We start from the raw sequence: 18,793 nt of genomic DNA, 5'->3' as shown, positions 1-18,793 counted from the left end.
CGGTCACCGGCTCGCCGCCCCGGAGCGGATCAGCGGGTCCCCAGATAGTCCGGGACCGGGATCGCGGGGTCCAGGTCGGCCGCGGGCACCGGGGTGCCGTGGCTCCGGACGAGCGGGACCACACCGGCCCAGTGGGGCAGTCCGAGGTCGCGGTCGTCGTCGTTGGGGCCGCCGGTGCGGATCTTCGCGGAGACCTCCCGCAGATCGAGCCGGATCACGGCCGTGGCCGCCAGTTCCTTCTCGTCCGCGGGCCGTGCGTCCCGCGACCGGCCGGGCACGACCTGGTCCACGATCGCGTCCAGGGCGGTGCGCCGCTCCTCGGGGTCGGTCACCGTGTGCGCGATGCCGTGGACCACGACGGAGCGGTAGTTGAGCGAGTGGTGGAACGCGGAGCGGGCCAGCACGATCCCGTCGACATGCGTCACCGTCAGGCACACGGCGAGTCCCTCGTCGCTCCCGCTTGCCGCCCGCAGCGGACGGGAGCCGGTCGAGCCGTGGACGTAGAGGCGTTCACCGACCCGTCCGAACAGCGTGGGCAGCACGACGGGGGCGCCGTCCCGTACGAAGCCGAGGTGGCACACGTAGGCGGCGTCGAGTATCGAGTGGACCTGCTCCCGGTCGTACGAGGCCCGCTCGCGCGACCGGGTCGGAACCGTGCGTCCGGTCGGCGCGTAGACCGTCGCCGGGTCCGGGGCCGTGGTCTGCTGGGGCGCGGTCTCCGGCATTGCGTACTCCATTGCTCTAGTGCATACTTTGCTTTGTGCTAGGAGAGTATCGGATCAGTGGGCGGCGTGCATCGGACATTGCCGCGAGCGTGGAGCGGGCGGTCGGCTCGGGGGAGCTGGCGCCCGGTCAAGTGCTGCCTCCCATGCGGGAGTTGGCCCGGCAGTTGGAGGTGAACCCGAATACGGTCGCGGCGGCGTACCGGACCCTGCGGGAGCGGGGCGTGATCGAGACCGCCGGGCGCCGGGGCAGCCGGGTCCGGCCGCGACCGGCGAGCACGGCACGCGGCTCCCTGCGGGTGGAGGCCCCGCCGGGCGTGCGGGACCTGGGGGACGGCAATCCCGACGCGGCGCTGCTTCCGGCGCTGGGTGAGGCGTTCGCGGTGGTGACACAGGCGTACGCGCGCGAGCCCGGGATGTACGCGCAGCCGGCGGTGGTCCCGGAGTTCGCGGAGCTGGCCCGTGCGGCGTTCGAGGCGGACGGGGTTCCGGCCGGCCAGATGGTCGCCACCTCGGGGTCGCTGGACGCGATCGAGCGCGTGCTCGTCGCGCATCTGCGCCCCGGCGACGCGGTGGCCGTCGAGGACCCGGGCTGGGGCGGGCTCCTCGACCTGGTCCCGGCGCTGGGCATGCGCCCCGTTCCGGTCGCGGTCGACGACGACGGCCCGGTGCCGGACGCGCTGGACGCGGCGCTGAGATCGGGCGCGCGGGCGGCCGTGATCACCGACCGGGCGCAGAACCCGACGGGGGCGGCGATCGGTGCGGGACGCGCGATCGAACTCAGGGCGGTCCTGGCCGGGCACCGCGGCGTCCTGCTGATCGAGGACGACCACGGGCACGCCATCGTCGACCAGCCGGTCCACCCGCTGGCCGGTGCGACCGACCGCTGGGCGTTCGTCCGCTCGACGGCAAAGGCGTACGGCCCCGATCTGCGGGTCGCCGTGCTCACCGGCGACCCGGTCACCACCGACCGCGTGTCGGGCCGGCAGCGGCTCGGGCCGGGCTGGGTCAGCCGGCTTCTCCAGGGGGCGCTGGTCCACCTCTGGACCACGGGAGCCGTCGACCCGGCCGAGGTCGCCCGCTCCTACGGCCGCCGCCGCGACCCCCTCGTCCGCGCCCTCGCCGACCGGGGCGTCGAGGCCCACGGCCGCAGCGGTATGAACGTCTGGGTCCCCGTCACCGACGAAACCGGTGCCATCGCCCGCCTCCTCCACGCCGGCTGGGCCGCCGCCCCGGGCGCCCGCTTCCGCCTCGCCTCGTCCCAGGGCATCCGCCTCACCGTCTCCACCCTCACCGAGGCCGACATCACCCCGCTCGCGGACGCGGTGGCGGAGGCGGTGGGGCCGGTGAAGCCGTTGAGTTATGGGTGAGGCGGAGCGAGGGTGGGCTTTCGGGTGGGGCGCGGGTTCGTGGTCCCGTGGGCGCCCGAGCATACGAACTTCATCACCGGAAGCGGTGGCGGCCGACAGTCGGAAGGAGTGGACGTGAAACCCGAACATTGTGGAACCAGGAACCACATCGAGGTGTGGCACGACCGGGTGCTGCGTTCGGTTCCCGGACGGATCGGGTTCTGGGTGGTGGTGCGCGGCTCGCTGCTGCCGATCCTCGTGTGGACCGGCATCGGCTGCGCGGCGTACGTCGTGTACAACCCGGTGGCGACACTGGTGCTGGGCGGGCTCTTCACACTGTCGTTCGTTGTGGGGTTCGTCCTGCGCCGCAGAGCGAGGCACTCGGTCCGGTGCAGTGTCTACGGCGCGGTGGGCGGGGTGCTGGACAAGTCCATGGCCGGGTTCTGAGCCGGCGCCGCTCCGGGCTCACGTGCGTGGGGTGGGGCGGGGTCTGCTCTGGGTGAGGGCGGCGCCGGTGAGGACGATGAGGGCGCCCACGGGGGTGTTCCAGCTGAGGTGTTCGCCGAGCACGGCGACGCCGGCGGCGGTGGCGATGACGGGGATGAAGTAGGTGACCATCTGGGCGGTGGTCGGGCCGACCTCGGTCACCAGGCCGTACTGGAGCAGGACGGCGAGGCCGGTGCCGAGGGCGCCGAGGGCGATGACGGAGAGCGTCGGCCAGAGGGGGAAGCCGCTGGGGGCGGAGGTGAAGAGGGGTGTCACCAGGGCCAGTTGGACGGTGCCGAGGAAGAGCTGGCTGCCGGTGAGCGAGAGGGTCGACGCGCCCGTGCCGGCGAGGGTGCGGCGGACGTAGATCCAGCCGATCGGGTAGCTGAGGGAGGCGAGGAGCGCCATCGCCGTACCGCGGAAGTCCAGGCCGGAGAAGCCCTGCCAGGCGCCGAGCACGGTGAGGACGCCGAGGAAGCCGAGGCCCAGTCCGGCCACGCGGCGGCGGGTCGGCCGGTCCTCGGAGAGGGCGACGAGGGACAGGGCCATGCCCCAGAGCGGGGACGTGGCATTGCAGATCCCGGCGAGCGTCGAGGGGATGGTCAGCTCCGCGTACGCGAACAGGGAGAAGGGGAGCGCGTTGAGGAGGAACGCGGCGACGGCCAGATGGCCCCAGGTGCGGGCGGTGCGCGGCAGGCGTTCGCGCTTCACCGCCATGGTGGCGGCCAAAACCGCCGTACCGGACAGGAGCCGGCCCAGGGTGACCTGGAAGGGGGCGTAGCCGTCCGTCCCGACCTTGATCAGGAGGAAGCTGAAGCCCCAGATGAGCGAGAGCGCGGCGAAGCGCAGCCGCCAGTCCACCGAGGGGCGGCGAGGTGCCTCGGGGGTTGCAGGGACGTCCGGGGGAGCCGTCGGGGCGGGGGTGGTCGGTGCGCTCATGCGCACCACGATGGGGCACAGATATCTCGTAGCACAAGTGAGATCTTGTGGGGTGGTTCGCGTAGCATCGCTTACATGTTGAACCTGGAGCGTCTGCGGACGCTGGACGCGCTCGCCCGGCTCGGCTCGGTCAGCGGCGCGGCCGAGGGGCTGCACGTCACGACCTCGGCCGTGTCGCAGCAGATGGCGAAGCTGGAGCGGGAGGTCGGGCAGCAGCTGCTGACCCGCAGCGGGCGGGGGGTCCGCCTCACCGACGCGGGCCGGCTGCTCGCCGATCACGCGGCCCGGATCCTCGCCCAGGTGGAGCTGGCCCAGTCCGACATCGAGGCCCAGCGGGGCCAGGTCGTCGGCGAGATCCGGCTCGGTGCCTTCCCCACGGCGGCCCGGGGACTGTTCCCGTCCGCGCTGCTCGCCCTGCGCGCCGACCATCCGGAGCTGCGGGTGCGCACCCTGGAGGTGGAGCCGGAGGCCGGGATCGAGGGGGTGTTCCGGGGGGACATCGATCTGGCCGTGGTGCTGGACTGGAGCAACAAGCGGCTGCCCGTGCCGGGCGGGCTGGCCCGTGCCGAGCTGCTGGACGACGCCCCGGACATCGCGATGCCGGCGGACCACCCGCTGGCCGGGCGCGACGAGGTCGGCCTGGAGGAGTTCGCCGAGGACGACTGGGTGTCCTGGCCCGAGGGCGAGTTCTGCCACGACTGGCTGGTGTTTACGCTGCGCTCGAAGGGCATCGAACCGCGCATCGCCCATCTCGCCGGTGAGCACCACACACAACTCGCCCTCATCGCCGCGGGCCTGGGCGTCTGTGTGACGCCCAGGCTGGGGCGCGGGCCGGTGCCGGACGGGGTGCGGATGGTGCCCGTGCGGCAGCGGATGCGCCGGCATGTGCACGCGGTGTGGCGCGCGGACGCCGACCGCCGCCCCTCGATCCGGGCGGCGGTCGAGGCCCTGCGGCGCGCGGGAGCCGAGCTGAACGATCCGATGGGGTAGGGGGCCGAGGGGGGCAGGCGGTCAGCCGGCCGTCGGTGGCGTCATCTTGCCGAAGTCCCAGGAAGTGATCGCGTCCGGCGTCAGTCGCAGCCAGGCGTGGCGTCCGTCATGGGGCATCACGTCCATGCCGAAGTACTTCGCGGCGAACATCCGTTCCGGGGCGTCGAGTTCGGGGCAGGGCTCGCCGGTACGGGGGGCTTCGCCGACGAAGACCGCGTCGCCCGAGAGTTCCACGCCGCGCAGTTCCCCGTACTCCACCCCGTCGTCCACGACCACCGCGAGCGCCGGATCGCGCCGCAACTGGGACCAGCGCAGGCTGCGGGTGATGGAGTAGAGCCACAGCGAGGTGCCGTCCCAGCAGAACCAGAGCGCGCCGACGTGCGGGCGGCCGTTGTCGCCGACCGTGGCGACCCGGCACGTGCGCTGGGCGGCGAGATAGGCGTCGCGCTCCCCCTCCGTCATCATGACCCGGCGGCCCCGTCGTTGAGTGACGGTCATGGCTGGTCCCTCCCGTTGTCCGGACAGCGTCTGACTAGGTGTCAGAAATCATGGGGGCTCTTCCTTCGTCGCGCAATGGCCGTTAGCCTCGCGCGTCCGGCCCGACATCGAGAGGGGCAGCCATGGCGTCCAGGGAACAGCTGGCCGAACACGTCGATCCCGCCTCCACCGTGCTGCTGACGGTGGAGTGCCAGCGGGGTGTGGTGGGGCCGGAGAGCGCCCTGCCGGAGCTGGCCGCGGAGGCCCGTTCCTCCGGGGCGCTCGGCAACGTCGCGCGCCTGGTCGCCGCCGCGCACGAGGCGAACGTCCAGGTGCTGCACGCTGTGGCCGAGCGCCGCCCCGACGGCCGGGGTGCCAGCCGCAACGCCCGGCTCTTCCGCGCCGCCGGCCGCCTCCCCGTACAGCAGCACACCGGCAGCACCGCCGTCCGGATCGCCGAGCCGATCGAGGTGGCCGACGAGGACCTCGTCGTCCGCCGGCTGCACGGACTGTCGCCGATCGCGGGGACGGACGTGGACGCGCTGCTCCGCAACCTCGGCTGCACCACCCTCGTCGTCACGGGAGTCTCGGCCAATGTGGCCATCCCCAACGCCGTTTTCGACGCCGTGAACCTCGGCTACACCGCGGTGGTGCCGTCAGACGCGATCGCGGGGGTGCCGGCCGACTACACCCCCGCGATGATCCGCAACACGCTCGCCCTGGTCGCCACCGTGACCACCACCGACGACCTGGTGTCCTGCTGGCTGCGCGGATCGGGACGGCGGGCGGCGAACGGCACGGGCGGGCGGACTACAGGCGGGCGGACTACGGGCGGGCGGACTACGGGGCGAGGCTGATCGCACCGTCCCGGACCGTGATCGCCGCGGGCGGCAGCGGCTCGGTGGCCGGACCCTCCGCGACCCCGCCGGTCGCCATGTCGAACCTGCTGCCGTGGCAGGGGCAGTTGATGGTGCCGTCCGAGACGTTGGCCACCGTGCAGCCCATGTGTGTGCACGTGGCGGAGAACGCCCTGAACGTTCCGGCAGCCGGCTGGGTGACCACGACCTCCTGCTCGCTGAAGACCTTGCCGCCGCCCTCCGGGATCTCGGACGTCTTGGCGAGGACCGTGCCCCCGGCCCCTGCCCTGGTCCTGCTTCCGGCCCCTGTCCCTGCCCCGCTTCCGGCTCCCGCGCCGCTGCCCGCCCCGGCCCCTGCCCCGGCCCCGCTTCCGGCCCCTGCCCCGGCTCCGCCTCCGGTCCCGGTCTCCGCAGCTCGTGGCGCGCCGCCGCAGGCGGTCAGCAGGGCGGTGACGGAGACGGCTCCGGCCGCCGTGACGACCCTCCGGCGGCCGACCGGTGCCTCGGGGTTCCGCGTGGTGCTCATTCCGGCTCACTTTCCGATCGACGTCCCAGGGACTCCCTGAGGAAGTCCCGCTCCAGCAGCAGGAGTCCGCTCGCGGTCCGTTCCCGGGAGACGAGATGACCGGCGCCCGGCAGCGGCAGGACGGTGTGCGGCCTGCCCGCCGCGAGCAGTGCCGCGGAGAACCGCAGCATGTGCGCCGCGGCGACATTGTCATCGGCAAGACCGTGCACGAGCATGAGCGGCCGGGTCAGGGCCGCCGCCTCGTCGAGCAGCGAGTTGCGGTCGTAGACCTCGGGGCTCACGTCGGGGTGGCCCAGGAACCGTTCCTCCCAATGGGTGTCGTAGAGCCGCCGGTCGGCCGGTGCCGCACCGGCCACCGCCGCGTGGAAGACCTCCGGGTGCCGCAGCACGGCCGCCGCCGCCAGATATCCGCTGAACGACCAGCCGCGCATCGCCACCCGGCCCAGGTCCAGTTCGGGGCGGTCCGCGGCCACCGTGTGCAGGGCGTCGATCTGGTCCTCCAGCACCGCCGTCAGCCGGTCGCCGTGCACCGACTTCTCCCAGGCGTCCCCGCGCCCCGGGGTGCCCCGCCCGTCGGTGACCAGGACCGCGAAGCCCTGCTCGGCGAACCACTGGGCGACCGCCCCGGGCCAGCCGCGCGCCTTCAGGACGAGCTGCAACCCGTGCCCGGCGTACGGGCTGAGGAGCACCGGCAGCGGACCGTCCTGCGGCCGGTGCCAGGACGGCAGATGCAGGTGGCTGCGCAGCGCGCGCCGGCCGAGGCTCAGGGCGAGCGGCGCCGCCGGGACGAGGGGTTCCTCCGCGAGCACGGCGACGGTGCCGACGGGGGCGCCGTCGCGCAGGACGGTCACGCGGTGGCCGCCTGGCGTCCGGCTGTCGAGGACCAGGGCCGGGCCGCCGAGCGCCGCCGCGTGCACCCCGGGCGCGTCGCTGACCCGTACGAACCCGTCGCCCGGGTCCGCGGCGTGGTACGACCAGACGTGGATCTCGGTCGGCTCGTCGCTCGCGGTGAAGAACACCCGGCCGTCCGCCGCGCCGAGCACCTCGCGCACCTCCAGCCCCGGCGGCGTCGTGACCCCGCCGAGGTCCAGGCCCTGGCTGTCACCGCCGGGCCGGGCGGGGACGACGAGCGCCCCCGAGGGCAGCCGCAGCGGGGTGCCGGGGCGCAGCGCGACCCAGGCGGGATCGTGCTCCCGGTGCAGGGTGCGAACCGCGCCCGAGGCCTCGTCCACCGCGAGGACGTGCACCGAGCGCTGGTCCCGCGTCTGCACGGTGACCAGCGGCCCGTGGGCGTCCCAGTCCGCCGCCACCACGTACTCGAAGGCCGGATCGGTCCACTCGCCGCCCGGATGATCCACGTCCGCCGCCGCGGGCAGCCGGACCTCGGTCCGTCCGCCGGACACCCGCACCACGTGCAGGGAGACCTCCGCGTTCGGTGTGCCCGCCGCCGGGTACGGGATCACACGCGGCGGGCGCTCCGGGTCCGCGGGGTCGGCGAGGTAGCGGCGGCGGACGCCGGACGTGTCCACCCGGGCGACCAGGAGGGCGTCACCGCGCGGGGACCACCAGAAGCCCCGGGCACGGCCGATGGACTCCTGCGAGACGTAGTCGGACAGGCCGTAGGTGACGTCCGCGCCCTCCGGGCGGGCCAGGACCCGGTCTCCGCTCCCGTCCGCCCGTACGACGCGCAGCGCCCCGCCGCTGACGTACGCGATCAGTGAACCGTCGGGCGAGGGGCGCGGGTCGACGGCCGGTCCGGCGGTGGCGATGCGGCGCGGGGCACTGCCGTCGGTGGGGACGGCCCACAGCACGCCGCCCAGCGCGAGGACGGCCAGGCGCACCGCCGCGTCGGCGGCGTACGAGACGACTCCCGAGGAGGTCACCCGGGCCCGTTCCCGGCGGGCCAGTTCCTCCGGCGGCACCCGCTCCGGGGACCCGTCCGCGAAGGCGGGGGCGAGCGGGTCGGCGAGCAGGCGCTCCGTCCCGTCCGCGTACAGCCAGAGCCGGCTCACCGGATCCGTGCCCGAGGTGCCCCGGACGAACAGCACCCGCTCGCCGTCGGGGGAGACGGTGAAGAGCCGGGGGACGCCCAGCGAGAAGCGGTGGGTCCGGGCGAACCGGAGGGGGAAGCGGTCCGTGGCCGGGGAGGCGGTGGGGTGAGTCATGGCGACACCATGACAGGTTGCGGGCCGGCTCCTCGTCCCGGCCGGGGCGCACCGTGCGGTGCGGTGACGTGTCGGGGCCGTGCAGCGGTGACGAGTCGGGTCCGTGCAGTGGTGACGCGTTCGGTCCGTATACGGAACGCGGGGAGCCCCGGCTCCTTCCCGCGCGGGGCGGGGAAGGGGGCCGGGGCTCCGGTGACGCGGGGTGTCAGTGCGAGGAGGCGGCGGCCGCGGCCGCGTTCTCCTCCGCCAGACGCTCCATGCCGCTCTGGGTGCGCAGCGGCTTCTCCTTGATGAAGAGCACCGCGATCAGCGCGAGGAAGGCGAACGGCGCGCCGATCAGGAAGACGTCCGCGGTCGCGACGCCGTAGGCCTGCTCGACCACGTGCCGGGCCGGTTCGGGCAGCGTGCTCAGGTCGGGGACGCCGTGGCCGGCTCCGCCGTTGTCCGCGCCGCCGCCGAAGCCCTTCTCCAGCTCCTGGGTCACCCGGTGGCCGAGGACCGCGCCCAGCGCGCTCGTACCGATGGCGCCGCCGAGGCTGCGGAAGAACGACAGGACCGAGGTGGCCGCGCCGAGTTCGGAGGCGGGAACGTCGTTCTGCGCGGCGAGGACCAGGTTCTGCATCAGCATGCCGACGCCGACGCCGAGCACGACCATGTAGACGCTGAGCAGGCCGAACGAGGAGTCGGCGCTGATCGTGGAGAGCAGGCCCATGCCGGCCGTCATGATGATGCCTCCCGCGATCAGGAAGCCCTTCCACTTGCCCCGGGCGGAGATGATCTGCCCGGCGACCGTGGTGGAGATCATCAGACCGAGGATCATCGGCAGGCTCATCAGGCCCGCGACGGTCGGCGTCTTGCCCAGGGAGATCTGGAAGTACTGCGAGAGGAACACCGTGCCGCCGAACATGGCGACACCGACGAGCAGGCTCGCCACGGTCGTCAGGGTCACCGTGCGGTTGCGGAAGATGCCCAGCGGGATGATCGGCTCCGCGACCCGGGACTCCACCAGGACGGCCAGGCCCAGCAGGACCACGCCCGCGCCGACCAGCGCGGCCGTCTGCCAGGACGCCCAGTCGAAGCGGTTGCCGGCCAGCGTCACCCAGAGCAGCAGCGAGCTGACCCCGCTCATGATGAGGACCGCGCCGAGGTAGTCGATCTTCACCTCGCGGCGGACCGTGGGCAGCTTCAAAGTCAGCTGGAGCAGCACGATCGCGAGCAGGGCGAACGGCACGCCGATGAAGAAGCACCAGCGCCAGCCCAGCCACGAGGTGTCGACGAGCACCCCGCCGATCAGCGGGCCCGCCACGGTGCCGACGGCGAAGACGGCACCGAAGATGCCGGAGTAGCGGCCGAGTTCGCGCGGCGGGATGATCGCCGCCATCACGACCTGGGCCAGCGCGGTGAGACCGCCGGCGCCGATGCCCTGGACGACGCGGCTCACGATGAGCAGACCGACGCTGTGCGAGAAGCCCGCGACGAGCGAGCCGACGACGAACATCGACAGCGAGAGCTGGATCAGCAGCTTCTTGTCGTACAGGTCGGAGAGCTTGCCCCAGATCGGGACGGTCGCCGTCATGGCGAGCAGTTCGGCCGTGACGACCCAGGTGTACGAGGACTGGGTGCCGTGCAGGTCGGCGATGATCCTGGGCAGCGCGTTGGAGACGACGGTGGAGGCCAGGATGGCCACGAACATGCCGGCCATCAGGCCCGACATGGCCTGGAGTATCTGGCGGCGCGTCATGCCGCCTGAGGCGCCCTCGGGCGCGCCGGCGGTGCCGGCTTCGGGTGTGACGGCAGCGGTCATCGGCTGACGTTCCTCATTCTCTGTGCTGGTGCGGGTGGTTCGGGTACTGCGGGTGGTGCGGGGGTGGTTCGGTTCCTGCTGGTGGTGCTGGTGGCGGACGGCCTCAGGTCCTGAGCCCGGCCGCCAGAGCGGCGAACGCCTCGCGGTACAGGCTCTGGAAGGTGCGGGTGCGGCCGGAGGACGCCCAGACCTCGACGCAGGCGCGCACGGCGGCGATCGCCACGTGCGCCAGCAGCCGGGGCTGGAGGTCGGTCTCCGGGTCCAGGCCCAGACGCTCGGCCACCACGTCCACCAGGGCGCGTTCGTCGGCGCCCTGGGCCGCGAGGAACGCGGGGAGCAGCGAAGGATTCCGCTTGAGGACCGCGATCTGCAGTTCCCAGCGTTCGTGGCCCGCCTCGATCTGGGCGAACTCCTGCGCCAGCGCCTCACTGAGGGCTTCGAGCGCCGTCAGATGGTCCGGTGCGTTGAGCACGGCCCGGCGGGTGCGCTCGGCGTTCTCCTGGACGGGGCGGGTGATCGCGTCGTCCAGGCACGGGAAGTAGTTGAAGAACGTGCGCACCGAGACGCCCACCGCGTCCGTGACCGCCTCCACGGTCACGTTCTCGATGCCCCGGTCCGCCGCCATGCGCAGCGCCATGCCCGCCAGGGCGTCGCGCGTCGCGCGCTTCTTGCGTTCACGCAGCCCGAGGGCGGGGTCGTCGGCACTCATGAAGGTGCATGCTATGCAAGTTTGCGCTCCGGGCAAAATTATTAACCGACCATCCCTCCGCCCCCGTGCGGGGCGGCCGAGGGGAGTCGGTGGCGGATGCGTCGAAATCAGGCCGTGCGCAACCCTTCTCCCGCCTCGGGGGGCGCTGTTACATTCCGGAAAACAAGAATTCATTTCAGTCTGTGACTGGAGGCTGCCATGACGGCTGTCCGTGAAGCTCCCCCCGCGCATGGGCCGGCCCGTCGCGAACTGCCACCGTCGATGGTCGAGCGCGTCACGCTGATCATGGACGTCTTCGAGGGCCGCACCGCGCGGCTGTCGCTGGAGGAAGTCGCCCGGTCCACCCAACTGCCCAGGTCGACCGCGCACCGCATCCTCGACCAGTTGGTGCGGCTGCGCTGGCTCGAACACACCGCCCTCGGCTACGGTCTCGGCCGCCGCGCCCTCGGGCTCGGCGGCGGGGACGGCGCGCACAGCAGGATCCGCGAGGCCGCCGCCGCCCGGCTGCACCAGCTCCAGATCAAGACCGGCCTCGTCGTCCACCTCGCCGTCCTGGACGGGGCGGAGGTCCACTACCTCGACAAGGTCGGCGGGCGCTTCGCCGCCTCCGTCCCCTCCCGGGTGGGCGGCCGGGCCCCCGCCCACTCCACCGCCCTCGGCAAGGCCATGCTCGCCTGGCTGGAACCCGAGGACGTCGAGGCCCGGTCGGCCGGGCTGATGGGCCGGCTCACCCAGCGCACCATCTCCGACCTGGGCACCCTGCACCAGGAGCTCAACCGCATCCGGCAGCGCCACGGACTGGCCTTCGAACGCGGCGAGTGCTTCCCGGACATCGCCTGCGTCGCCACCGCCGTACGCGGACCCGAGGGTCCCGTCGCCGCGATCTCCCTGGTGGGCGACGCCTGGTCACCGCTGGAGAAGGTCGCCCCGCTGGTCGTGGACGCGGCGCGGCAGGTGTCGCGGGAACTGTTCCCCGAGCAGACCGGGCCGGTCAGGGCGGCGCGCCGCCCGGCGGCCGTACCGGAGGAGACCTGGTCGCCGCAGGCCATGGACCGGCTGCTCGCCGCCGGGCAGTACGGGGACTGGCAGTAGGAACGACACGGTCCCGGCCCCGCCCGTGAGGGCGCGGCCGGGACCGTGTCGTTCCAGAGGCGCGGGCCGCACCGCGCTCGCAGACCCGGCGGGGGAGCGGCCCGGCGGGCGGGACCTCAGCCCCAGAGCTCGCCCCACGCCCACGGGTCCACCGTCGTCTCGGCACCGCGCACCCCGAAGCCGCCCCGGAAGAAGAGCATCGGGGAACTGTCCGCCACGGTCTCCAGGGCGAGGACCCGGCCCACCACCACATCGTGGTCGCCCGCCTCGTGCACCTCGTGGACCTCGGCGTGCACCCGGGTCAGCACGCCCGGCAGCGAGGGCGTGCCCCAGCGGGACACCTCCCAGTCGAGCCCCTCGAACTTCCGGCCCCGGCTCGAACCGAACCGGCCGCAGAGATCGGACTGTTCCTCGGCCAGGATGTTCACGGCGAACCGCCCCGCCTCCCGGATCCTCGGCCAGGCGCGCCCGCGGTGGTCGGCGCAGAACAGGACCAGGGGCGGTTCCAGGGAGACCGAGGCGAAGGACTGGCACGCGAAACCGGCCGGCACCCCGTCGGGGCCGAGGCCCGTCACCACCGTCACCCCGGAGGCGAAGTCCCCCAGGGCGCGCCGCATGCGCGGCGGGGTCGGCTCGGTCGCCTCGACGGCCTCGGTCGCGGTCAGGGGCTCGGCGGTCATGGGAGGTGGCCTCCAGGGACGGTGCGGTGGAATGCCCGGGACCGGGCAGGGGGCCGAAGCTAGGACACCGCCTCGGAGCCCGGGGGCCCCGTTCCCGATCAGTGGAACGTGAACGGCGCCCCCGCCGCCGCGAACCCCCGTGCGCGCACCGGCCGTTCGGGCCCCGGCGGGCCGCCCCCGCACCGCCGCGCGCGGACATCCCGCTGACCGAGACGCCCGCCGCCCCGCCTCCGTCGCCGTGGCTACCGTCCAGGAACCGTTCACACGCCACCGATGGGCCGCCCCCGGCCCGCGGCGGGCGGCCGGCCGGGCCGGCACACGGCCCACCGAAGCCCACCGAACACCGAGCTCAACCGAGGCAGGGATGATGACGGAACCGAGTCATGACTCCACAGTGCGCGAACTCGCGACCGATCAGGGAGTGCTGCGCTACCACGAGGCCGGGGACGGCCCGCCCCTGCTCCTGCTCCACGGCTCCGGCCCCGGGGTCACCGGCTGGCGCAACTTCCGCCACAACCTGGCCGCGTTCGCCCCGCACTTCCGCTGCCTCGTCCTGGAGTTCCCCGGCTTCGGCGTGAGCGACCCCGCCGACGGACACCCCATGGTGACGGCCGCCGCCTCCGTGACCCGGTTCCTGGACGGGCTCGGGCTCCGGCGGGTCGACATCATCGGCAACTCCATGGGCGGCATCGTCGGCACCCGCTTCGCCCTCGCCCACCCCGACCGCGTCCGCAGGCTGGTGACGATCGGCGGCATCGGACGCAATGTGTTCAGCCCCGGACCCGGCGAGGGCATCCGGCTGCTCACCGAGTTCACCGACGCCCCCTCCCGCGAAGGGCTGGTGCGCTGGCTGAACTCCATGGTGTTCGACCGCTCCCTGGTCACCGAGGAACTGATCGAGGAGCGCTGGGCCCAGGCCACCGACCCGGAGACCCTGGCCGGCGCCCGCCGTATGTACGGCAGCGAGGCCTTCGCCGCCCAGGCTGCCGCCGCCGCGGCCTCCGACGAGGCGCCCTACTGGTCGATGCTGCACCGCCTGAAGGCCAGGACCCTGCTCACCTGGGGGCGCGACGACCGGGTCAGCCCGCTCGACATGGCGATCCTGCCGATGCGCACCATCCCGGACGCGGAACTGCACGTGTTCCCCGACTGCGGGCACTGGGTGATGATCGAGCAGAAGGCCGCCTGGGAGAGCGCGGTCCTCGCGTTCCTCACCCGCGAGGACGCCGCGTGAGCGCCGGGGCCCGGGAGGGCTGGGACGAGGAGTTCGACTTCGTCGTCGTCGGCAGCGGAGGCGGCGGCATGGCCGCCGCGCTCACCGCCGCCGACAGCGGACTGACCACCCTCGTGGTCGAGAAGGGCAAGAAGTACGGCGGCTCCACCGCGATCTCCGGCGGCGGCATCTGGATCCCCAACAACCCCACGCTGCGCGCCAAGGGGCACGACGACAGCCGCGACTCCATCCGCCGCTACCTGGACCGGCTCACCGAGGGCCGGGTGCCCGCGGCCCGCCTCGACGCCTACATCGACCAGGGCCCCGCCACCATGGAACTGCTCGGCAGGAGCCGGTGGATGCGGTTCTTCTGGGTCAAGGGCTACGCCGACTACCACCCCGAGTACGACGGGGGCCGCCCGCTCGGCCGGTCCGTCGAGGCGCTGCCCTTCGACACCCGCAAGCTCGGCGAGGACGAGAAGTACCAGCGCCCCAACAGCCTCAAGGGCCCCCTCGGACTCTGGATCACCGCCAAGGACTACCGCGACCTCGCCATGGTCAAGCGGACCTGGCGGGGGCGCCGCGCCTCGCTGACCGCCGCCTGGCGCGTCTCGTCCAATCTGGTCCGCCGTCGCCACATGGCCACCGGAGGCCGCGCCCTCGTCGCCCGGCTCCGCATGGCCATGAAGGACGCGTCCGTCCCACTGTGGCTGCGCAGCCCGATGACCGGACTCGTCACCGACGAGCGGGGTGCCGTCACCGGCGTCGTCGTCGAACGCGAGGGCAGGTCCGTGCGCGTCGGCGCCCGGCACGGCGTCCTCCTCGCCACCGGAGGCTTCGAGCACAACCGCGAGATGCGCGAGACCTACCTCCCCGAGGGCAGCCGCCCCGTCCACAGCGCCGGGGCCGTCGAGAACGTCGGCGACGGCATCCTCGCGGGCAGGGAACTGGGCGCCGCGCTGGACTTCATGGACGACGCCTGGTGGATGCCGTCCGTCCACCACCCGGCCGGAGCGACCATCCCGCTGGTCTCCGAGCGGTGCATCCCGCCGTCCGTGATCGTCTCGGGCGACGGCCGCCGCTTCACCAACGAGTCCTCGCCGTACGTCAACTTCGTCCACGACCAGCTCGCCGGCGGGCACCTCCCCGCCTGGTTCGTCATGGACGCCAAGGCCCGCGCCCGCTACCCGTTCGCCCAGATCCTGCCCGGCGTCCCCTTCCCCAAGGCGTTCTACGAGAACGGGACCGTCCACCGCGCCGACAGCATCACCGAACTCGCCCGGAAGATCGGCGTCCCCGAGGACGCCCTCGCCGACACCGTCACCCGCTTCAACGGCTTCGCCCGTACCGGCAAGGACGAGGACTTCGGCCGGGGCGACAGCGCGTACGACCGCTACTACGGCGACCCCACGCTCAAGAACCCCAACCTCGACGTCCTCGACAAGGCCCCCTACTACGCGGTGCGCATCGAGGTCGGCGACCTCGGCACCAAGGGCGGACTGGTCTGCGACGAGCACAGCCGGGTGCTGCGCGAGGACGGCACGGCCATCACCGGGCTGTACGCCACCGGCAACACCTCCGCCTCCGTGATGGCCAACGAGTACGCCGGACCGGGTGCCACGATCGGCCCGTCCATGGTCTTCGGCTACGTCGCCGCCCGCCACGCCGCCTCCGCCCGCGCCACCACCGCCGGGGCACCGACCGCCGGCGGCGCGTCATGAGCACCGCACCGCTGACCGTGCGCGTCCTGGAGGTGATCCGTGAGACCGCCGACGCGCACTCGCTGGTCCTGGAACCCGCCGACGGCCGGTCCGAGGCCTTCGCCTACGCACCGGGCCAGTTCCTCACCGTCCGGGTGCCGTCCGACCGCCCCGGCGGGGCCGCCCGCTGCTACTCGCTGTGCAGTTCACCGGTCCGCGACCAGCACCTCAAGGTCACCGTCAAACGCACCGCCGGAGGCTACGCCTCGCACTGGATCTGCGACCACGTCACCGAGGGCGACACCCTGGAGGTGCTGCGGCCCGCCGGGACCTTCGTCCCCGACTCGCTCGACGGTGACTTCCTGCTGCTCGCCGCGGGCAGCGGCATCACCCCGGTGATGTCCATCCTCACCTCCGCCCTGCACGCCGGGACCGGGCACCTCACCCTGGTCTACGCCAACCGCGACGAGCAGTCCGTCATCTTCCGCGACGAACTCGCCCTGCTCGCCGAAGAGTTCGGAGACCGGCTGACCGTCGTGCACTGGCTGGAGTCCGTCCAGGGCCGGCCCACCGCCGACGGGATACGGGGCCTGGCCGCCCCGTACACCGACCGCCCCGCCTTCGTCTGCGGACCCGGCCCCTTCATGGAGCTGGCCACCGGCGCGCTCACGGGGCTCGGCGTGCCCGAGCGGCGGATCACCGTCGAGCGGTTCACCTCGCTGACCGGCGACCCCTTCGCCGCACGCGCCCCCGCACCGCCCTCCGGCGCACCGGTCAGCACCGCCGAGGTGGAACTCGACGGCACCCGCCACCGCCTCGACTGGCCCCGGGACACCCCGCTGCTCGACGTGCTCCTCGCCGCGGGCGTCGACGCCCCGTACTCCTGCCGCGAGGGCAGTTGCAGCGCCTGCGCCTGCGTGCTCGTCGAGGGCGAGGCCGCGATGGAGCGCAACGACGTCCTCGACGCGCAGGACCTCGCCGACGGACTGATCCTCGCCTGCCAGGCGCGCCCGGTCAGCGACCGGCTGCTCATCTCCTACGACGGCTGACGCCGCCCCGTATCCGTACCCCCATCACCCGACCCGGATGAGGTTCGAACCAGTGACCATGGCGACCGCCGCGATCGTCGGATCCGGCAACATCGGCACCGACCTGATGTACAAACTCCTGCGCTCGGAGGCCATCGAGCCGCGCTGGATGATCGGCATCGACGCGCAGAGCCCCGGCCTCAAGCGCGCCGCCGACCACGGCCTGCACACGAGCGCCGACGGCGTCGACGCGCTGCTCTCCGGGCCCGACCGGCCCGACCTGGTCTTCGAGGCCACCTCCGCGTACGTCCACCGGGCCAACGCGCCCAAGTACGCCGCGCTCGGCATCCAGGCCATCGACCTGACCCCGGCCGCGATCGGCCCGGCCGTCGTGCCCGCCGTCAACCTCGGCGACCACCTCGACGCCCCGAACGTCTCGCTGATCACCTGCGGCGGTCAGGCCACCATCCCGATCGTGCACGCCGTCTCCTCGGTCACCGAGGTCCCGTACGCGGAGATCGTGGCCAGCGTCGCCTCCCCGTCCGCCGGACCCGGCACCCGGGCCAACATCGACGAGTTCACCCTCACCACCGGGCGCGGCATCGAGACGATCGGCGGCGCCGCCAGGGGCAAGGCCATCATCATCCTCAACCCGGCCGAACCGCCCATGCTCATGCAGGACACCGTCTTCTGCGCCGTCCCCGCCGACGTCGACCGGGACGCCGTCACCGCCTCCGTCCACGCGACCGTCGCCCGCGTCGCCGCGTACGTGCCCGGCTACCGGCTGCGCGCAGAACCGCAGTTCGACGGACCGACCGCGGTCAGCGGCGGGCTCGCCCGGGTCGCCGTGTTCATCGAGGTGGAGGGCGCGGGCGACTTCCTGCCGCCGTACTCCGGGAACCTCGACATCATGACCGCCGCCGCCACCCGGGTCGGCGAGGGCTTCGCCCAGCGGATCACCGCCCGCCGCGCCGGTGCCTGACCCCCGCCCACCGAGGAGTACACGCGTCATGCCCTTCAGCCCCGACCTGGACATCCGTGTCACCGACTCGTCCCTGAGGGACGGCTCGCACGCCAAACAGCACCAGTTCACCGTCGACCACGTCACCTCGATCGTCGCCGCCCTCGACGACGCGGGCGTCCCCGTCATCGAGGTCACCCACGGCGACGGCCTCGGCGGATCCTCCTTCAACTACGGCTTCAGCCACACCCCGGAACAGGAACTGATCAAGGCCGCGGTGAAGACCGCCCGCCGCGCGAGGATCGCCTTCCTGATGCTGCCCGGCCTCGGCCTCCAGGACGACATCCGCGAGGCCGCCGCCAACGGTGCGTCGATCTGCCGGATCGCCACCCACTGCACCGAGGCCGACATCTCCGTCCAGCACTTCGGGCTGGCCCGCGAACTCGGCCTGGAGACCGTCGGGTTCCTGATGATGTCGCACAGCAGCCCGCCCGAGGCCCTGGCCCGGCAGGCCCGCATCATGGCCGACGCCGGCTGCCAGTGCGTGTACGTCGTCGACTCCGCGGGCGCCCTCGTCATGGAGCAGACCAGCGACCGGATCGCCGCACTCGTCGCCGAACTCGGCACCGACGCCCAGGTCGGCTTCCACGGCCACGAGAACCTGGGCCTGGGCGTCGCCAACTCGGTCCTCGCCGTGCGCGCCGGGGCCACCCAGATCGACGGCTCCACCCGCCGCTTCGGCGCGGGCGCCGGCAACACCCCCGTCGAGGGCTTCGCCGCCGTCGCCGAGAAGCTCGGCATCCGCACCGGCATCGACGTACTGAAGATCATCGACGCGGCCGAGGACGTCGTCCGGCCCGTCATGGACGGCGAATGCCTGCTCGACCGGCTCTCCCTGACGATGGGCTACGCCGGGGTCTACTCCAGCTTCCTCAAGCACGCCGCCCGCCAGGCGGACGCCTACGGGGTGTCGGGCGCCGAGATCCTCATGGAGGCCGGCCGCCGCAAGCTCGTCGGCGGCCAGGAGGACCAGCTCATCGAGATCGCCGTCGCGCTCGCCGCACAGAAGAACTCTTCCGGGAAGTGAGTACCGCC

Annotated in this window: 18 protein-coding genes; 10 read left to right on the top strand and 8 right to left on the bottom strand. The window is 73.1% G+C overall.

Going from position 1 to position 18,793, the window contains the following annotated elements:
• Positions 1 to 29 precede the first annotated feature (29 nt).
• Positions 30 to 725, bottom strand: a complete 696-nt coding sequence (locus tag ACFVDM_RS14110; RefSeq protein ID WP_383637916.1) for a pyridoxamine 5'-phosphate oxidase family protein — start codon at positions 723 to 725, stop codon at positions 30 to 32.
• Positions 726 to 760: 35 nt separating this feature from the next.
• Between ACFVDM_RS14110 and ACFVDM_RS14105 the strand changes: the two genes are divergently transcribed.
• On the top strand, positions 761 to 2,092 hold the full coding sequence (locus tag ACFVDM_RS14105; RefSeq protein WP_383637913.1) for an aminotransferase class I/II-fold pyridoxal phosphate-dependent enzyme: 1,332 nt from the start codon (positions 761 to 763) through the stop codon (positions 2,090 to 2,092).
• 114 nt (positions 2,093 to 2,206) lie between these two features.
• The gene (locus ACFVDM_RS14100; protein WP_383637910.1) at positions 2,207 to 2,518 is read left to right on the top strand and encodes a hypothetical protein; all 312 of its coding nucleotides are present in this window, start codon (positions 2,207 to 2,209) and stop codon (positions 2,516 to 2,518) included.
• An 18-nt stretch (positions 2,519 to 2,536) separates the two neighbouring features.
• Here the strand turns inward: ACFVDM_RS14100 and ACFVDM_RS14095 are convergent, their stop codons facing one another.
• On the bottom strand, positions 2,537 to 3,496 hold the full coding sequence (locus ACFVDM_RS14095; RefSeq protein ID WP_383637907.1) for a DMT family transporter: 960 nt from the start codon (positions 3,494 to 3,496) through the stop codon (positions 2,537 to 2,539).
• A gap of 75 nt (positions 3,497 to 3,571) precedes the next feature.
• On the opposite strand from ACFVDM_RS14095, the gene ACFVDM_RS14090 reads away from it, so the two are divergent.
• A complete protein-coding gene (locus tag ACFVDM_RS14090; protein WP_383637904.1) occupies positions 3,572 to 4,486 on the top strand; it encodes a LysR family transcriptional regulator in 915 nt (304 codons plus the stop codon).
• Between the two features lie 21 nt (positions 4,487 to 4,507).
• Here ACFVDM_RS14090 and ACFVDM_RS14085 read toward each other — a convergent pair whose 3' ends face one another.
• Positions 4,508 to 4,984: a pyridoxamine 5'-phosphate oxidase family protein gene (locus tag ACFVDM_RS14085; protein WP_383637901.1), complete on the bottom strand. Its 477-nt coding sequence runs from the start codon at positions 4,982 to 4,984 to the stop codon at positions 4,508 to 4,510.
• Between the two features lie 122 nt (positions 4,985 to 5,106).
• Here ACFVDM_RS14085 and ACFVDM_RS14080 point away from each other — a divergent pair, with 122 nt between their 5' ends.
• Positions 5,107 to 5,820, top strand: a complete 714-nt coding sequence (locus ACFVDM_RS14080) for a cysteine hydrolase (RefSeq protein WP_383637898.1) — start codon at positions 5,107 to 5,109, stop codon at positions 5,818 to 5,820.
• Here the strand turns inward: ACFVDM_RS14080 and ACFVDM_RS14075 are convergent.
• From ACFVDM_RS14075 to ACFVDM_RS14060, 4 genes are all read right to left on the bottom strand, one after another.
• Positions 5,804 to 6,346, bottom strand: a complete 543-nt coding sequence (locus tag ACFVDM_RS14075) for a Rieske (2Fe-2S) protein (protein WP_383637895.1) — start codon at positions 6,344 to 6,346, stop codon at positions 5,804 to 5,806. The genes ACFVDM_RS14080 and ACFVDM_RS14075 overlap by 17 nt on opposite strands.
• Positions 6,343 to 8,511: a prolyl oligopeptidase family serine peptidase gene (locus ACFVDM_RS14070; RefSeq protein ID WP_383637892.1), complete on the bottom strand. Its 2,169-nt coding sequence runs from the start codon at positions 8,509 to 8,511 to the stop codon at positions 6,343 to 6,345. The genes ACFVDM_RS14075 and ACFVDM_RS14070 overlap by 4 nt, the downstream gene beginning before the upstream one ends.
• Positions 8,512 to 8,716: 205 nt before the next feature.
• Positions 8,717 to 10,315: an MDR family MFS transporter gene (locus tag ACFVDM_RS14065; protein ID WP_383637889.1), complete on the bottom strand. Its 1,599-nt coding sequence runs from the start codon at positions 10,313 to 10,315 to the stop codon at positions 8,717 to 8,719.
• A 103-nt stretch (positions 10,316 to 10,418) separates the two neighbouring features.
• Positions 10,419 to 11,024: a TetR family transcriptional regulator gene (locus ACFVDM_RS14060; RefSeq protein WP_383637886.1), complete on the bottom strand. Its 606-nt coding sequence runs from the start codon at positions 11,022 to 11,024 to the stop codon at positions 10,419 to 10,421.
• Positions 11,025 to 11,285: 261 nt separating this feature from the next.
• On the opposite strand from ACFVDM_RS14060, the gene ACFVDM_RS14055 reads away from it, so the two are divergent.
• Positions 11,286 to 12,116, top strand: a complete 831-nt coding sequence (locus ACFVDM_RS14055; RefSeq protein ID WP_383638043.1) for an IclR family transcriptional regulator — start codon at positions 11,286 to 11,288, stop codon at positions 12,114 to 12,116.
• Between the two features lie 116 nt (positions 12,117 to 12,232).
• Here the strand turns inward: ACFVDM_RS14055 and ACFVDM_RS14050 are convergent, their stop codons facing one another.
• Positions 12,233 to 12,796 carry a flavin reductase family protein gene (locus ACFVDM_RS14050; RefSeq protein ID WP_383637883.1) on the bottom strand — a complete coding sequence of 188 codons (564 nt, stop codon included), beginning with the start codon at positions 12,794 to 12,796 and terminating at the stop codon, positions 12,233 to 12,235.
• A 394-nt stretch (positions 12,797 to 13,190) separates the two neighbouring features.
• Between ACFVDM_RS14050 and ACFVDM_RS14045 the strand changes: the two genes are divergently transcribed.
• Genes ACFVDM_RS14045 through dmpG form a run of 5 tightly spaced genes read left to right on the top strand, consistent with a single transcriptional unit; the run spans position 13,191 to position 18,785 of the window.
• Positions 13,191 to 14,030, top strand: coding sequence for an alpha/beta fold hydrolase (locus tag ACFVDM_RS14045; RefSeq protein ID WP_383637880.1), 840 nt, complete (start codon positions 13,191 to 13,193; stop codon positions 14,028 to 14,030).
• Positions 14,027 to 15,730: an FAD-binding protein gene (locus ACFVDM_RS14040; protein WP_383637877.1), complete on the top strand. Its 1,704-nt coding sequence runs from the start codon at positions 14,027 to 14,029 to the stop codon at positions 15,728 to 15,730. The genes ACFVDM_RS14045 and ACFVDM_RS14040 overlap by 4 nt, the downstream gene beginning before the upstream one ends.
• On the top strand, positions 15,727 to 16,758 hold the full coding sequence (locus ACFVDM_RS14035) for a 2Fe-2S iron-sulfur cluster-binding protein (RefSeq protein WP_383637874.1): 1,032 nt from the start codon (positions 15,727 to 15,729) through the stop codon (positions 16,756 to 16,758). The genes ACFVDM_RS14040 and ACFVDM_RS14035 overlap by 4 nt, the downstream gene beginning before the upstream one ends.
• A 37-nt stretch (positions 16,759 to 16,795) precedes the next feature.
• Positions 16,796 to 17,719, top strand: coding sequence for an acetaldehyde dehydrogenase (acetylating) (locus tag ACFVDM_RS14030; RefSeq protein ID WP_383637871.1), 924 nt, complete (start codon positions 16,796 to 16,798; stop codon positions 17,717 to 17,719).
• 28 nt (positions 17,720 to 17,747) lie between these two features.
• A complete protein-coding gene (dmpG, locus tag ACFVDM_RS14025; RefSeq protein WP_383637868.1) occupies positions 17,748 to 18,785 on the top strand; it encodes a 4-hydroxy-2-oxovalerate aldolase in 1,038 nt (345 codons plus the stop codon).
• The last annotated feature ends 8 nt before the right edge of the window (positions 18,786 to 18,793 follow it).

Origin of the sequence: Streptomyces sp. NPDC057682 (assembly GCF_042799575.1) — a bacterium.
Classification (GTDB): Bacteria; Actinomycetota; Actinomycetes; order Streptomycetales; family Streptomycetaceae; genus Streptomyces.
This window is presented reverse-complemented; position numbering and strand designations above follow the sequence as displayed.

Excerpts from the sequence above, each read along its gene's own strand:
- ACFVDM_RS14110 (WP_383637916.1), bottom strand. The coding sequence starts at position 725 with ATGCCGGAGACCGCGCCCCAGCAGACCACGGCCCCGGACCCGGCGACG.
- ACFVDM_RS14095 (WP_383637907.1), bottom strand. The coding sequence starts at position 3,496 with ATGAGCGCACCGACCACCCCCGCCCCGACGGCTCCCCCGGACGTCCCT.
- ACFVDM_RS14090 (WP_383637904.1), top strand. The coding sequence starts at position 3,572 with ATGTTGAACCTGGAGCGTCTGCGGACGCTGGACGCGCTCGCCCGGCTC.
- ACFVDM_RS14085 (WP_383637901.1), bottom strand. The coding sequence starts at position 4,984 with ATGACCGTCACTCAACGACGGGGCCGCCGGGTCATGATGACGGAGGGG.
- ACFVDM_RS14080 (WP_383637898.1), top strand. The coding sequence starts at position 5,107 with ATGGCGTCCAGGGAACAGCTGGCCGAACACGTCGATCCCGCCTCCACC.
- ACFVDM_RS14075 (WP_383637895.1), bottom strand. The coding sequence starts at position 6,346 with ATGAGCACCACGCGGAACCCCGAGGCACCGGTCGGCCGCCGGAGGGTC.
- ACFVDM_RS14070 (WP_383637892.1), bottom strand. The coding sequence starts at position 8,511 with ATGACTCACCCCACCGCCTCCCCGGCCACGGACCGCTTCCCCCTCCGG.
- ACFVDM_RS14065 (WP_383637889.1), bottom strand. The coding sequence starts at position 10,315 with ATGACCGCTGCCGTCACACCCGAAGCCGGCACCGCCGGCGCGCCCGAG.
- ACFVDM_RS14060 (WP_383637886.1), bottom strand. The coding sequence starts at position 11,024 with ATGAGTGCCGACGACCCCGCCCTCGGGCTGCGTGAACGCAAGAAGCGC.
- ACFVDM_RS14055 (WP_383638043.1), top strand. The coding sequence starts at position 11,286 with ATGGTCGAGCGCGTCACGCTGATCATGGACGTCTTCGAGGGCCGCACC.
- ACFVDM_RS14050 (WP_383637883.1), bottom strand. The coding sequence starts at position 12,796 with ATGACCGCCGAGCCCCTGACCGCGACCGAGGCCGTCGAGGCGACCGAG.
- ACFVDM_RS14035 (WP_383637874.1), top strand. The coding sequence starts at position 15,727 with ATGAGCACCGCACCGCTGACCGTGCGCGTCCTGGAGGTGATCCGTGAG.
- ACFVDM_RS14030 (WP_383637871.1), top strand. The coding sequence starts at position 16,796 with ATGAGGTTCGAACCAGTGACCATGGCGACCGCCGCGATCGTCGGATCC.
- dmpG (WP_383637868.1), top strand. The coding sequence starts at position 17,748 with ATGCCCTTCAGCCCCGACCTGGACATCCGTGTCACCGACTCGTCCCTG.